This is a genomic window from Natronospirillum sp. (assembly GCF_022565775.1).
In the GTDB taxonomy this organism is placed as follows: domain Bacteria; phylum Pseudomonadota; class Gammaproteobacteria; order Pseudomonadales; family Natronospirillaceae; genus Natronospirillum.
The window spans coordinates 1-11,384 of sequence record NZ_JAIUMC010000101.1 but is presented as its reverse complement, the minus strand read 5'-3'; the positions used below and the strand labels follow the sequence as shown (position 1 = coordinate 11,384).

The 11,384-nt window shown below is 57.8% G+C and carries 19 protein-coding genes and 1 pseudogene; 1 reads left to right on the top strand and 19 read right to left on the bottom strand.

All coding sequences use genetic code 11. The features are described 5' to 3' along the window. Positions 1-89 precede the first annotated feature (89 nt). The 3 genes from LAT62_RS14295 to LAT62_RS14285 are packed head-to-tail and all read right to left on the bottom strand — an operon-like array spanning position 90 to position 2,320. The gene (locus LAT62_RS14295; RefSeq protein WP_293385364.1) at positions 90-1,052 is read right to left on the bottom strand and encodes a succinylglutamate desuccinylase; all 963 of its coding nucleotides are present in this window, start codon (positions 1,050-1,052) and stop codon (positions 90-92) included. A gap of 55 nt (positions 1,053-1,107) precedes the next feature. Continuing rightward, positions 1,108-2,022, bottom strand: a complete 915-nt coding sequence (locus LAT62_RS14290; RefSeq protein ID WP_293385361.1) for a putative metalloprotease CJM1_0395 family protein — start codon at positions 2,020-2,022, stop codon at positions 1,108-1,110. A 16-nt stretch (positions 2,023-2,038) separates the two neighbouring features. Next, on the bottom strand, positions 2,039-2,320 hold the full coding sequence (locus tag LAT62_RS14285; RefSeq protein WP_293385358.1) for a hypothetical protein: 282 nt from the start codon (positions 2,318-2,320) through the stop codon (positions 2,039-2,041). A 146-nt stretch (positions 2,321-2,466) separates the two neighbouring features. Here LAT62_RS14285 and LAT62_RS14280 point away from each other — a divergent pair, with 146 nt between their 5' ends. Continuing rightward, positions 2,467-3,243 (top strand): ComF family protein, encoded by a 777-nt coding sequence (locus tag LAT62_RS14280; RefSeq protein ID WP_293385355.1) that lies wholly within the window; start codon positions 2,467-2,469, stop codon positions 3,241-3,243. Here the strand turns inward: LAT62_RS14280 and LAT62_RS14275 are convergent. The 16 genes and pseudogenes from LAT62_RS14275 to LAT62_RS14200 all read right to left on the bottom strand — a co-directional run. After that, a complete protein-coding gene (locus tag LAT62_RS14275) occupies positions 3,125-3,805 on the bottom strand; it encodes a hypothetical protein (protein ID WP_293385352.1) in 681 nt (226 codons plus the stop codon). The genes LAT62_RS14280 and LAT62_RS14275 overlap by 119 nt on opposite strands. A 113-nt stretch (positions 3,806-3,918) precedes the next feature. Next, a complete protein-coding gene (gene rplQ / locus LAT62_RS14270) occupies positions 3,919-4,311 on the bottom strand; it encodes a 50S ribosomal protein L17 (protein ID WP_293385349.1) in 393 nt (130 codons plus the stop codon). 25 nt (positions 4,312-4,336) lie between these two features. Then, positions 4,337-5,338, bottom strand: a complete 1,002-nt coding sequence (gene rpoA, locus LAT62_RS14265; RefSeq protein ID WP_293385346.1) for a DNA-directed RNA polymerase subunit alpha — start codon at positions 5,336-5,338, stop codon at positions 4,337-4,339. A 28-nt stretch (positions 5,339-5,366) separates the two neighbouring features. Continuing rightward, the gene (rpsD, locus tag LAT62_RS14260; RefSeq protein ID WP_293385343.1) at positions 5,367-5,987 is read right to left on the bottom strand and encodes a 30S ribosomal protein S4; all 621 of its coding nucleotides are present in this window, start codon (positions 5,985-5,987) and stop codon (positions 5,367-5,369) included. Positions 5,988-6,002: 15 nt separating this feature from the next. Beyond that, positions 6,003-6,395, bottom strand: a complete 393-nt coding sequence (gene rpsK, locus LAT62_RS14255; protein ID WP_293385340.1) for a 30S ribosomal protein S11 — start codon at positions 6,393-6,395, stop codon at positions 6,003-6,005. 26 nt (positions 6,396-6,421) lie between these two features. Further along, entirely contained in the window at positions 6,422-6,778 is a 357-nt protein-coding gene (gene rpsM, locus LAT62_RS14250) for a 30S ribosomal protein S13 (RefSeq protein ID WP_293385337.1), read from the bottom strand. A gap of 117 nt (positions 6,779-6,895) precedes the next feature. Beyond that, positions 6,896-7,009: a 50S ribosomal protein L36 gene (gene rpmJ / locus LAT62_RS14245; protein ID WP_108126660.1), complete on the bottom strand. Its 114-nt coding sequence runs from the start codon at positions 7,007-7,009 to the stop codon at positions 6,896-6,898. Between the two features lie 25 nt (positions 7,010-7,034). Next, positions 7,035-8,348 carry a preprotein translocase subunit SecY gene (secY, locus tag LAT62_RS14240; RefSeq protein ID WP_367120567.1) on the bottom strand — a complete coding sequence of 438 codons (1,314 nt, stop codon included), beginning with the start codon at positions 8,346-8,348 and terminating at the stop codon, positions 7,035-7,037. 19 nt (positions 8,349-8,367) lie between these two features. Further along, on the bottom strand, positions 8,368-8,802 hold the full coding sequence (gene rplO, locus LAT62_RS14235) for a 50S ribosomal protein L15 (protein WP_293385323.1): 435 nt from the start codon (positions 8,800-8,802) through the stop codon (positions 8,368-8,370). 2 nt (positions 8,803-8,804) lie between these two features. After that, a complete protein-coding gene (gene rpmD, locus LAT62_RS14230; protein WP_293385320.1) occupies positions 8,805-8,990 on the bottom strand; it encodes a 50S ribosomal protein L30 in 186 nt (61 codons plus the stop codon). Between the two features lie 3 nt (positions 8,991-8,993). Further along, positions 8,994-9,497: a 30S ribosomal protein S5 gene (gene rpsE / locus LAT62_RS14225; RefSeq protein WP_293385317.1), complete on the bottom strand. Its 504-nt coding sequence runs from the start codon at positions 9,495-9,497 to the stop codon at positions 8,994-8,996. Positions 9,498-9,505: 8 nt separating this feature from the next. Further along, the gene (rplR, locus tag LAT62_RS14220) at positions 9,506-9,856 is read right to left on the bottom strand and encodes a 50S ribosomal protein L18 (RefSeq protein WP_293385314.1); all 351 of its coding nucleotides are present in this window, start codon (positions 9,854-9,856) and stop codon (positions 9,506-9,508) included. A gap of 17 nt (positions 9,857-9,873) precedes the next feature. After that, positions 9,874-10,407 (bottom strand): 50S ribosomal protein L6, encoded by a 534-nt coding sequence (rplF, locus tag LAT62_RS14215; protein ID WP_293385311.1) that lies wholly within the window; start codon positions 10,405-10,407, stop codon positions 9,874-9,876. Positions 10,408-10,419: 12 nt separating this feature from the next. Continuing rightward, positions 10,420-10,812, bottom strand: a complete 393-nt coding sequence (rpsH, locus tag LAT62_RS14210) for a 30S ribosomal protein S8 (protein ID WP_293385308.1) — start codon at positions 10,810-10,812, stop codon at positions 10,420-10,422. A gap of 89 nt (positions 10,813-10,901) precedes the next feature. Further along, the gene (gene rpsN, locus LAT62_RS14205; RefSeq protein WP_293385304.1) at positions 10,902-11,207 is read right to left on the bottom strand and encodes a 30S ribosomal protein S14; all 306 of its coding nucleotides are present in this window, start codon (positions 11,205-11,207) and stop codon (positions 10,902-10,904) included. Between the two features lie 15 nt (positions 11,208-11,222). Further along, positions 11,223-11,384: pseudogene (locus LAT62_RS14200) on the bottom strand (50S ribosomal protein L5); the annotation flags it as partial.

Sequence of the window (11,384 nt, the reverse complement as noted above, 5' to 3'; positions counted from 1 at the left end):
GAGTCGAGCTGTCAGGGATGACGTTTTTTGCGTGTCTCACAGGTATGTGCCCGAGCTTGGCGACGGTAACGGCCTGCCAGAGTGTGCGCCTAGGGGTTGGGTCGAATCACCAACGCCACCCGATGCCCCACCGGCACCTTGGCATTGAGAAAGAGCAACGCATCACCGGACTGTTCCACGACCCATTCTTCCGTGTCCCCGCGGGCAATCACGGTACCGGCAGACAGGGGGCGGAAGTTCACAAACCCCTCCAGGCACACCTCGAAGCCACCCTCGGGTCGAATGATTTCACGCAACACCTGATAGCCCTGTGTCATGTGTCCACTGGGCGTGCTGGGGCCTTTGGCAAGCCCGTCCAGCTCGGCAATCAGCGGCAGAAACCGATCCAGCGGCTCGTCCAGTGAACTGACCTGGCCCAGCTCCAGTGTGGCGCTCAGATACCCCAGTCTGGCGGAATAACTGGCAAAGGTCGCGGCGGCAGACCGGTTCTGTACCCAGGCATCCACCTCGAAACGCTGAAACCACTTCATCAGGTTGGTCAGGTTGCGCTCGGCACAATCAGGAGGCACCAGGGCAAAGCGCTCGCGATCAGAGGGCTTGATGGTCGAATGCATATCGAAGTGCAGCCCGTCCGGGTAGCGATCGGTAAACCACTTGACTGCCCTCATCAGGCTGCGTGCACGACGCACTTCCTCGTCCTCGCCCGCAGAACTCTGGGTACTGAACAAACGGTTCATGTTGTGCTCTACGAACCTCGATTCCGCCTGCACTGCGGCAGGATTGGCCAGCAACACCAGAAATGGACGCTTGACGACATAGCCGGTGTCCACGAGGCCTCTCAGCCATTGGTCCACCAGTCGAATCGGAACCGTTTCATCACCGTGCACACCCACACTGACAATCGCAGCAGGCAGGTGGGACTGTTCATGGGGCTCGATGGTCAGGATGCCGGGGGCTTCCCAGGTCAGGGTGGCTCCGGAGGTTACAATGGGGTCTCCCGGGACTTCGGACTGAAGACTGGAGTGCAGGAATTCGAACGGTACTTGCGCCATACTTTTAACTCACCAAGGGCGCCGTCGGCACCCGATGGGGTGAGCCAATGGCTCCCTATATCTGGGAATTGATATTTCGGCCTAGAGTCACCTGATCCAGCGATGCACCCTGATTGCGCAGCAGTTCAGTGATCGCGGCCTGTACCCTGGCCAACCGTAGTTCGACCTCAGTATTCACGGCTGCGCGTCGCTCGTCCAGTGCTTCGTCGCTTTCTTCATCCTCTGCGGCGCGTTCCTGTTCCTGTCGAGCCGTGCGCTCGGCCTCCAAACGGGTCTGTTCGAGTGAACGCTCGGTTTCGCGCAGTTCCGACGAAGCCTGGGCTTCCGCCCGCTGTTGGCGCAGTGCCTCGGCCCGTGCATCCTGAATCAGTTGCGTGGCTTCTGCAGCAATACGACGGTCGGCATCCGAGGGGTCACTGGGCGCCAGTGCAGCGCGCCGGACCTGTTCCATCTTGTTGATGGTTTCTTCCGGAGTAGGCGCGGGAGACAGGTCAATAGGCACTTCTCCGGCCACCGCATAACGCCGACCATCGGGCCCCTGAACAAATTCATAGCGGATCGAGCCAGCGTACTGACCCGCCACTGCCTTGTGCGCCTGCTCGTGAGCGCGTACTTCGCGATCACGTGTTTCAAGCTGTTGCAGCTCTTCCAGGCGCTGAGCCTCTTCTGGCGTGAGCTTGCCCTGTCGATCGGCCGCTTCAAGCGCCTGCCGGCTGATTCTGTTGGGCTGCAGTCTGTCCAGGGCCGACCCTTCAGCAAAGGACGGGCGTCTGCCGCGCTGGTTGTCCTGGCGTCGTTCATCCGGATTGATTTCCCGGCGATTCTCGGACCGTGAGGCAGCCTCGGTTTCATTCACGGGCTTGAACAGCAGGCTATCCTGCCGGGGAGTCGGCACAGCGGGGGATTGCGGGCGATCAAGCATCCCGCTGGGGAAGACAGCCTGTGGCGCTATACCGGTAACTGTGGACATGGCATGGTGCTCCCACTCACGCCTTTACATCAAGCAGAGTGCCGAGGGTGTCCGAGGCCACCTCCACGGTGCGGGCATTGCTTTTGACCAGATGGCTGGCCTCGATCTGACCGACCATGGACGACGGCAGACTCGGCCGCTGCCGTTCTGACAGCGCGTCGACACCGTCCGCAGCCGGCTGCAAGCCTTGCTGAGAGTCGATATTCAAGCGTGCGACATCAGAGGCATGGCCCTGAAGGCGTTGCATTCCGCCCTGAATGCCTTGGGCACCAATGTTCAGCGCAGAAGTAATGGCCATTAAAGTTTTACCCGTCAAAGTCGACACTTGTTACGGATCATTATATCAACAGCCGCTCAATTGATCAAATTTCATCCAACTCAACTCTACACAGGGGCAATCCGGTCTGCGCTAGTCTGAACTGATTCAACAGGAAGGATTCTCCCATGGACCGCTGCCCCGCCTGCAGCACACCCGCGCCGCGACACCGCTTCTGTGCAGGTTGCGAAGAAGACTTTACGAACCAAGGCCCTGGTTGCCGCTTCTGCGGGACGCCGGTCGGTCATGCCGGCCAGATTTGCGGCCAGTGCCTGCAACAGGGCCATCCCTGGGACCGGCTGCACTTCATTCATGATTTTCAGGGGCCCTGGGCGGCCCTCATCAGGCGACTGAAGTACCAGGGCGCATTGACCCTGACAGACCCTTTCGCTGCGCTGCTGGCGCGCCAGTGGCGTGTGGACGTGCAATATCAGGCAGTCCCGATGACGGTCTATCAGGTGGTGGCCATGCCGATGCATCGGACACGCCTGCTCAGTCGCGGGTTCAATCAGGCTGGCCTGCTGGCCGACAGTCTGGCGCGACATCTGGCCATAGCCCGGCGTCAGCCGCTCTATCGTACTCGAGAGACGCCTCCGCTGGAGGGCCTCAGCCGTACCGAGCGCCGTCGGGCACTAGACCGGGCCTTCGCCAGCGAGGCGGCAGGCGGCCATTGGCTACTGGTGGACGATGTTTTCACCACGGGCGCCAGCGCCCGTCAGGCGGCAAGGGCACTGCGGGCTGCCGGGGCAGATTCGGTGAGTCTGGTGATGCTGGCCCGCACACCGCTCAGTGGAGATAGTCATCACAGTTGGCTGGGGCAGACGTGGCATGGCACTCGGTGCGCAGAGGATGCTCCAGAAAGCCCTCCACACTTCGCCAGTAGGTCGTCAGACCCTCGTCGGTAACCTCGTCCTGGCGCACCAGCACGGACAGTATACGGTCGTCGTCCAGCCCGAAGACAACGCCCTCACCGGTGCGGAAGTAATAGAACTCCCATGCCTTGTCGGCCTCAAGCCGGTCCAGCAGCGCCTGGGTGGAGCTGCTGCGCATGCGTCGGTCATGCGTGACATAATCTCGGCCATACAGGCGGATGATTTCTTCCGTGCTGTCACCTTCGCCGAGCAGATCAAGCTTGCCGGCCAGCAGGTTGGCGTCATGATCGCCGGTCACCAGACCGCCGAACACCCAGCCTTCATCACCCCCATCAGCACGCACCAGCAGATAGGGTGCCGTCACCCGTTCACCACGTACCGTGACGGTAATCGGATCCACCGTGTATTCACCGAGAAACGTCAGGTGGTCATATTCCTGCAGCGTGCCGACTACAGGCGCCCCCTGCCAAGGGTCCGAGCGCATGACTACATTGGTGGCACTGACGCGCAGGGACTGACCCTGTGCATAATCAACCGCCCAAACAGGCAGCGGAACCAGTAATAGAAGACTGAACAGTAGAGTACGCAATTTCATGTCCGTAACAGGCCATTATTGTTGTAAGCGCGGAACAGGTTACAATATTTTCAGAGACAAAAAAGGCCGCAAAAGCGGCCTTTTTGACGAATTTTCACACCATGAACCGGTGCTTATTCTTCGCCGTCGTCCTCGACGTCTTCAACGACCGGACGATCCACCAGCTCAACATAGGCCATGGGCGCATTGTCACCGTCGCGGAACCCGCACTTGAGAATGCGGATATAGCCACCGGGACGAGCTTCGTATCTCGGACCCAGTTCGGTGAACAGCTTGCCCACCGCTTCCTTGGACCGCAGGCGATCAAAGGCGTAGCGACGGTTGGCGACGGAGTCTACCTTGGCCTTGGTAATCAGCGGCTCGGCAGTGCGACGCAGCTCTTTGGCCTTGGGCAGGGTGGTTTTGATCAGTTCATGCTCGAACAGCGACGCCGCCATGTTCGAAAACATGGCCTTGCGATGCGCGCTGGTGCGGCCGAATTTACGGCCGGATTTACGATGACGCATGGCTCTTTCCTTCCAGATTCTTTATTTACCCGAGTACCTTGTCGTCGTTCTTCAGGCTGGCCGGTGGCCAGGACTCCAGAACCATACCAAGAGACAGTCCCTTGGAAGCCAGAACGTCTTTGATTTCAGTCAGAGACTTCTTGCCCAGGTTTGGCGTCTTCAGCAGTTCGACTTCGGTACGCTGGATGAGATCACCGATGTAATAGATGTTTTCCGCTTTCAGGCAGTTCGCTGAACGCACGGTCAGTTCCAGATCGTCCACCGGACGGAGCAGAATCGGATCAATGCGATCTTCTTCCTCTTCCGGCTCTTTCTGGGCCTCGGATTCGAGGTCAACGAAAGAGGACAGCTGGTGCTGCAGGATGGTTGCGGCAAAGCGAATCGCTTCTTCCGGGTCCAGCGTGCCGTCCGACTCGATGTCGAGAATCAGCTTGTCCAGATCCGTACGTTGCTCAACCCGCGCGGCTTCCACCGCATAGGCCACGCGAACCAGCGGACTGAAGGTGGCATCCAACTGCAGTTTGCCGATAGCGCGTGTTTCTTCGTCGGCGTCCTGCCGGTTTTCAACCGGCTGATATCCACGGCCGCTGGAGACACGCAGTGTCATGTTCAGTGCGCCGTTATCGGCCAGAGTCGCAATGACATGATCCGGGTTGGCGATTTCCACGCCATGGTCCAGTTGAATGTCACCCGCGGTTACCACGCCTTTGCCCGCTTTCTTGAGCGTCAGCGTAGCGTCGTCACGATCGTGCAGCTTCACGGCAACGCCTTTCAGGTTCAACAGGATGTCCAGGACGTCCTCTTTGACACCTTCAATGGCGCTGTACTCGTGCAGCACACCGTCGATCTCAGCCTCGGTAATGGCGGCTCCCGGCAGTGATGACAGCAGTATCCGACGCAGGGCACTACCCAGCGTGTGGCCGAAACCACGCTCGAGCGGCTCCAGGATCACCTTGGCCCGAGTCGGCGACAGCTCCTGCACCTCGATGTGTCGCGGGATGAGAAAGTCGTTTATAAAACGCTGCATAAATGCCCCTACCTTAAAGCAGTCTCGATTACTTGGAGTACAATTCCACGATGAGGTTTTCGTTGATGTCCTGCGCCAGGTCGCTGCGCTCAGGCAGGTTCTTGACTACGCCTGTCAGCTTGTTGGAATCGACATCAACCCACTCAACGGGAGCTCGGGAGCCGGCAATATCCAGCGCGTTCTTGATCCGCAGCTGAGCCTTGGACTTTTCCCGGATGGAGATTTCATCTCCGGCTTTCAGCTGGTAGGAGGGCACGTTGACCGGTGAACCATTGACCAGAATAGCCTTGTGGCTGACCAGCTGCCGGGACTCGGCGCGCGTAGCACCAAACCCCATGCGATAAACGATATTGTCCAGACGGGCTTCAAGCAGCTGCAACAGGTTCTCACCGGTTGCGCCTTTGCGCCGTGCAGCTTCCTTGTAGTAGCTGCGGAACTGCTTCTCCAGCACACCGTACATACGGCGTACTTTCTGTTTTTCACGCAACTGAAGACCATAGTCCGACAGGCGGCCACGACGGGCCCCGTGAACGCCGGGTACAGCTTCCAGTTTACACTTCGTATCCAGTGCACGGACGCCGCTTTTCAGGAACAGGTCAGTACCTTCGCGACGTGCCAGCTTACAGGTTGGCCCCAAATATCTTGCCATGTTGCTGTCTCCCCCTTACACGCGGCGCTTTTTAGGCGGACGGCAGCCGTTATGTGGAATCGGCGTGACGTCAGTAATGTTGTGGATCTTGAAACCACACGCGTTAAGAGCGCGTACGGCAGATTCGCGACCGGGTCCGGGTCCTTTAACCTCAACATCGAGGTTTTTCACACCATATTCCTGGGCAGCCAGACCAGCGCGCTCGGCGGCGACCTGGGCAGCAAAAGGGGTGCTCTTACGGGAACCACGGAAACCGGAGCCACCGGAAGTCGCCCAACTCAGGGCGTTTCCTTGGCGATCCGTAATGGTCACGATGGTGTTGTTGAACGAAGCATTGATGTGGGCAACCCCATCACCAATCTGCTTCTTCACCTTTTTCCGTGACTTAGTCGTACCTGGCTTTGCCATCTTCGATTTCCTGTCAGTAATTCGGTTTAACGTTTAATGGGCTTACGAGGCCCCTTGCGAGTGCGGGCATTGGTCTTGGTCCGCTGACCACGCACAGGCAGACTGCGGCGATGACGGATGCCGCGAAAACAACCCATGTCCATCAAACGCTTGATGTTCATCTGGGTGCTGCGACGCAGGTCACCTTCCACACTGTACTTGGTGATCTCGGCGCGGATCTTGTCGAGTTCCTCTTCGCTGAGGTCCCCCATCTTGCGCGCGGGCTCTATACCTGTCGTCGAGCAGATGCTGCGAGCAGTCGTGTGACCAATACCGAAGATATAGGTCAACGAGATCACAGCATGCTTGGCGTCAGGGATATTAACGCCGGCAATACGTGCCATGTGTTTACTCCGTTTACTTTGGTTATCAGCACCGCCGGTGCTGGTGTTTCACTGATACGAAGGGCGCGAGAGAATAACGCCTGCCTGTTGAAAAAGCAAGCGTTCCTCTCACACCGGTCAGCCCTGACGCTGCTTGTGCTTCGGATCGGTACAGATCACCCGCACAGAACCATTGCGGCGAATGATCTTGCAGTTGCGGCAGATCTTTTTCACAGATGCGCGAACTTTCATCGTTTATTCTCCATTCGCTACCGTCTCAGCGACGATAGCCTTGCAAGTTAGCCTTCTTCATCAACGACGAATACTGCTGTGACATGAGGTGCGACTGGACCTGCGACATGAAGTCCATGACCACCACCACCACGATCAGTATCGACGTACCACCGAATATGAACGGTGCTCCGGCGGCCTGCACAATGCCCTGGGGAACCAGGGACACGATGGCAATGTAGCCGGAGCCAAACAGTGTCAGGCGTGACGACACACCATCGACATAGCGAGCGGTCTGCTCGCCAGGACGAATACCGGGAACAAAGGCGCCGCTGCGTTTCAGGTTCTCAGCCACATCCTTCGGATTGAAGGTGATGGCTGTATAGAAGTAGCAGAAGAAAATGACTGCCGCTGCAAACATCAGATAGTACAGCGGTTGTCCGGGGGCAATGTAGACCGTAAGGTCCTGCAGCCAGCCCAGATTGTCACTTTCCCCAAACCAGGTGCCCAGAGACGCCGGGAAAATCAGCAGACTGGAGGCAAAGATCGCCGGGATAACACCCGCCATATTGATCTTCAGCGGCAGATGACTCTGCTGCGCAGCGAACACTTTACGACCCTGCTGACGCTTGGCGTAATTGATCGTGATCTTGCGCTGACCGCGCTCCAGAAAGACGATGACGGTCACGATGGCAATGGCGAAAATCGCAATCGCCAACAGCAGCAGTATGTTCATGTCGCCCTGACGCGCAGACTCGAAAGACTGGCCCACGGCAGAAGGCAACGCCGAAACGATACCGGCAAAGATGAGCAGCGAAATACCGTTGCCGACACCTCGTTCAGTAATCTGCTCACCCAGCCACATCATGAACATGGTACCGCCCGTCAGGGTCACCATGCCGACAAAGTAGAAGTTCCAGGGCACATTGCCCGCTGCGTCGGTGAAGGCGATGCCCTGACCCGCCAGGCCAACCGTAATGGCCATTGACTGAACAATGGCCAGGATCAGTGTGCCGTAGCGTGTCAACTGGGTCATCTTGCGACGCCCGGCTTCGCCTTCTTTCTTCAGCTGCTCGATATAGGGGCTGACCACAGTGAGCAGCTGCATGATGATCGCTGCCGAGATGTACGGCATGATCCCCAATGCAAAAATACTCATGCGCTCCAGCGCACCACCCGAGAACATGTTGAACATGCCCAGTATGGTGTCGCGCTGCCCGTCGAACATGGCGGCCAGACTGTCCGGATTGATGCCAGGTACCGGTATATGCGCACCTATGCGATATACCAGAATGGCCAGCAACACGAACAACAGACGGCCACCAAGCTCGCCGCCCATTTTCTGTCCACCGGATGGCATTGCACCTTGTCTAGTCACATCAAGCCTCTACTTTTCCACCAGCTGCCTCAATGGCTTTCCTGGCGCCTTCGGTCACGGCCAGGCCCTTGACGGTAACGGCTTTGCTCAATTCACCGGAATTGATCACCTTCACGTACTTGATGCGACCATTGATCACATCAGCAGCCTGCAGTGCAGCCAGGTCGACCGTATCACCTTCGACACGTGCCAGCTCATGCAACCGCACTTCGGCGGTGACACGGGCCTTGCGTGAACTGAAACCGAACTTGGGCAGGCGACGCTGCAGCGGCATCTGTCCACCCTCGAAACCGGGCTTCACAGTACCACCAGAGCGTGACTTCTGACCCTTGTGGCCGCGGCCGCCGGTCTTGCCCAGACCGCTGCCGATGCCGCGTCCGACGCGTTTGCCGACCGATTTGGCACCGTCAGCAGGACTCAGATCATTCAGATGCATGATTACTCCCCTACTACACGTACCATGTAGCTGACTTTATTGATCATACCGCGTACAGCTGGAGAATCTTCCAGCTCACGGACCTGGCCGATCTTGCGCAGACCCAGACCCTGAACACACAATTTGTGCTTGGGCTGAGTAGCGATCGGGCTGCGGAACAGCTCTACCTGAATTGTCTTCTTGGCCATGACTTACCCCAGAATATCCTCTACTGACTTGCCACGCTTGGCCGCCACATCATCGGGCGAGCGCATATTGCTCAGACCCTTGATGGTAGCCCTGACGACATTCACCGGGTTGGTGGAGCCGTAGCATTTGGCCAGTACGTTATGTACACCGGCGATCTCCAGGACCGCACGCATGGCACCACCGGCAATGATACCGGTACCTTCGGAGGCCGGCTGCATGTAGACCTTGGAGGCACCATGACGGGCCTTGACCGGGTACTGCAGTGTATGCCCATCCAGATCTACCTGAACCATGTTGCGACGTGCCTGGTCCATTGCCTTCTGAATCGCGGCCGGCACTTCACGGGCCTTGCCGCGACCGAAACCGACCTTGCCATTACCGTCACCGACGACAGTCAATGCAGTGAAACCGAAGATCCGACCACCCTTGACCACCTTGGCCACGCGGTTGACCTGAACCAGTTTTTCCTGCAGTTCGCCGGCCTGCTGTTGTTCAACGTTAGCCATATTCACCTCTAGAACTGTAATCCGCCAGACCGGGCGGCATCAGCAAGCGCCTTGACCCGACCGTGATATCTGAACCCGGACCGATCGAAAGCCACGCTTTCGATACCGGCTTTCTTTGCCCGCTCGGCAATCAGCTCGCCCACCTTGCCGGCGGCCTCTACATTGCCGGTCGGACCCTGACGCAGCTCCTTGTCTACCGTGGACGCACTGGCCAGGATCTGGCTGCCGTCCGGTGAGATCACCTGAGCGTAAATATGGCGCGGTGTGCGGTGAACGCACAACCGATGAGTGCCCGACTCGCGAATCTTCGCGCGATTCTTACGAGCCCGGCGGATACGAGATGCTTTCTTCGCGTTCATAACCTATGCCCTACCCTTTACTTCTTCTTGGTTTCCTTGCGACGGATATATTCGTCGGCATAACGTACACCTTTGCCTTTGTAAGGCTCTGGGGCACGGAACGCGCGAATCTCTGCCGCAACCTGACCAACCCGTTGCTTGTCTGCACCACTGACCACGATTTCTGTATTGCTCGGTGTTTCCACCGTAATACCATCGGGCAGGGCATAATCGATCGGGTGTGAAAAGCCCAGGGTGAGGTTCAGTGACTTGCCGCTGGCCTTGGCGCGATAACCCACACCATTCAGCTGCAGTCGCTTCGAGAAACCTTCTGTCACACCCACAACCATGTTATTGATCAGTGCACGCATGGTGCCTGACATGGCGCGAGCCTGCTTGGAGCCATCATTCGGAATCACGGTAACCACACTGTCTTCCTGTTTCAGGCTGACAGCAGAGTGAAGGTCCAGAGACAGCTCGCCCTTGGAGCCTTTTACCGTGACCGAGTTCCCGTTGATCTTCAGATCCACACCACTGGGGACCTGTACGGGCTTATTGCCTATACGAGACATATGTCACCTCCCTTAGAATACTTCGCAGATGATCTCACCGCCGATGCCAGCCTTGCGGGCTGCTCGGTCGGTCATCACACCGCGGGAAGTGGACACGATTGACACGCCAAGTCCACCAGAGACCTTGCGCAGCTTGTCGGAAGCGCTGTAACGACGCAGTCCCGGACGGCTGACGCGCTTGATACTTTCAATAACGGGCTTGCCCTGAAAGTACTTCAACGTCAGTGTCAGTTCCGGCTTGGCGCTTTCAGACACTTCTGCGGCGTCAATGTAGCCTTCCTCGATCAGGACGTCGGCTACCGCCTTCTTCAGCTTGGAAGCCGGCATGGTGACCGTCTTCTTGCCTGCCTGCTGACCATTTCGGACACGGGTAAACATGTCGGCCAGCGTATCTTGCATACTCATTTGCAGTTTTCCTCACATGTACAGCCAGGCTTAAAGGCCTTCTCTTTCGAGACAGGCGTTTCAGCCCGGCTTATCAACGTGCAGTAAGATTACCAGCTGCCTTTACGGACGCCGGGTACATTACCACGCATAACCTCTTTGCGCAGTGTATTGCGCGCGAGGCCGAACTTACGGTAAACCCCGTGTGGGCGGCCGGTAATCTGGCAGCGACGCTGCTGACGTACCGGGCTCGCATCACGAGGCAGTTTCTGCAAGGCAACCTGGGCTTCCCAGCGCTCTTCGTCAGAGCTCTCGGGACTGCTGATGATTGCCTTCAGGCGGGCACGCTTCTCGGCATACTTCGCAACCAGCTTGGCGCGCTTTGCCTCACGTGCTTTCATGCTCTCTTTAGCCATTCTCCAGTCTCCCGATCAGTTGCGGAATGGGAAGGACAGAGCTTTCAGCAAAGCACGGCCTTCTTCATTGGTACGGGCGGTCGTGGTGATGGTGATATCCATACCACGCAGCTTGTCGACCTTGTCGTATTCAATCTCCGGGAAGATGATCTGCTCACGCACACCCATGCTGTAGTT

What these genes read in the sequence shown, in the direction of transcription:
- LAT62_RS14295 (WP_293385364.1), bottom strand. Translation starts at nt 1,052, where the DNA reads ATGGCGCAAGTACCGTTCGAATTCCTGCACTCCAGTCTTCAGTCCGAA.
- LAT62_RS14290 (WP_293385361.1), bottom strand. Translation starts at nt 2,022, where the DNA reads ATGTCCACAGTTACCGGTATAGCGCCACAGGCTGTCTTCCCCAGCGGG.
- LAT62_RS14285 (WP_293385358.1), bottom strand. Translation starts at nt 2,320, where the DNA reads ATGGCCATTACTTCTGCGCTGAACATTGGTGCCCAAGGCATTCAGGGC.
- LAT62_RS14280 (WP_293385355.1), top strand. Translation starts at nt 2,467, where the DNA reads ATGGACCGCTGCCCCGCCTGCAGCACACCCGCGCCGCGACACCGCTTC.
- LAT62_RS14275 (WP_293385352.1), bottom strand. Translation starts at nt 3,805, where the DNA reads ATGAAATTGCGTACTCTACTGTTCAGTCTTCTATTACTGGTTCCGCTG.
- rplQ (WP_293385349.1), bottom strand. Translation starts at nt 4,311, where the DNA reads ATGCGTCATCGTAAATCCGGCCGTAAATTCGGCCGCACCAGCGCGCAT.
- rpoA (WP_293385346.1), bottom strand. Translation starts at nt 5,338, where the DNA reads ATGCAGCGTTTTATAAACGACTTTCTCATCCCGCGACACATCGAGGTG.
- rpsD (WP_293385343.1), bottom strand. Translation starts at nt 5,987, where the DNA reads ATGGCAAGATATTTGGGGCCAACCTGTAAGCTGGCACGTCGCGAAGGT.
- rpsK (WP_293385340.1), bottom strand. Translation starts at nt 6,395, where the DNA reads ATGGCAAAGCCAGGTACGACTAAGTCACGGAAAAAGGTGAAGAAGCAG.
- rpsM (WP_293385337.1), bottom strand. Translation starts at nt 6,778, where the DNA reads ATGGCACGTATTGCCGGCGTTAATATCCCTGACGCCAAGCATGCTGTG.
- rpmJ (WP_108126660.1), bottom strand. Translation starts at nt 7,009, where the DNA reads ATGAAAGTTCGCGCATCTGTGAAAAAGATCTGCCGCAACTGCAAGATC.
- secY (WP_367120567.1), bottom strand. Translation starts at nt 8,348, where the DNA reads ATGCCATCCGGTGGACAGAAAATGGGCGGCGAGCTTGGTGGCCGTCTG.
- rplO (WP_293385323.1), bottom strand. Translation starts at nt 8,802, where the DNA reads ATGCATCTGAATGATCTGAGTCCTGCTGACGGTGCCAAATCGGTCGGC.
- rpmD (WP_293385320.1), bottom strand. Translation starts at nt 8,990, where the DNA reads ATGGCCAAGAAGACAATTCAGGTAGAGCTGTTCCGCAGCCCGATCGCT.
- rpsE (WP_293385317.1), bottom strand. Translation starts at nt 9,497, where the DNA reads ATGGCTAACGTTGAACAACAGCAGGCCGGCGAACTGCAGGAAAAACTG.
- rplR (WP_293385314.1), bottom strand. Translation starts at nt 9,856, where the DNA reads ATGAACGCGAAGAAAGCATCTCGTATCCGCCGGGCTCGTAAGAATCGC.
- rplF (WP_293385311.1), bottom strand. Translation starts at nt 10,407, where the DNA reads ATGTCTCGTATAGGCAATAAGCCCGTACAGGTCCCCAGTGGTGTGGAT.
- rpsH (WP_293385308.1), bottom strand. Translation starts at nt 10,812, where the DNA reads ATGAGTATGCAAGATACGCTGGCCGACATGTTTACCCGTGTCCGAAAT.
- rpsN (WP_293385304.1), bottom strand. Translation starts at nt 11,207, where the DNA reads ATGGCTAAAGAGAGCATGAAAGCACGTGAGGCAAAGCGCGCCAAGCTG.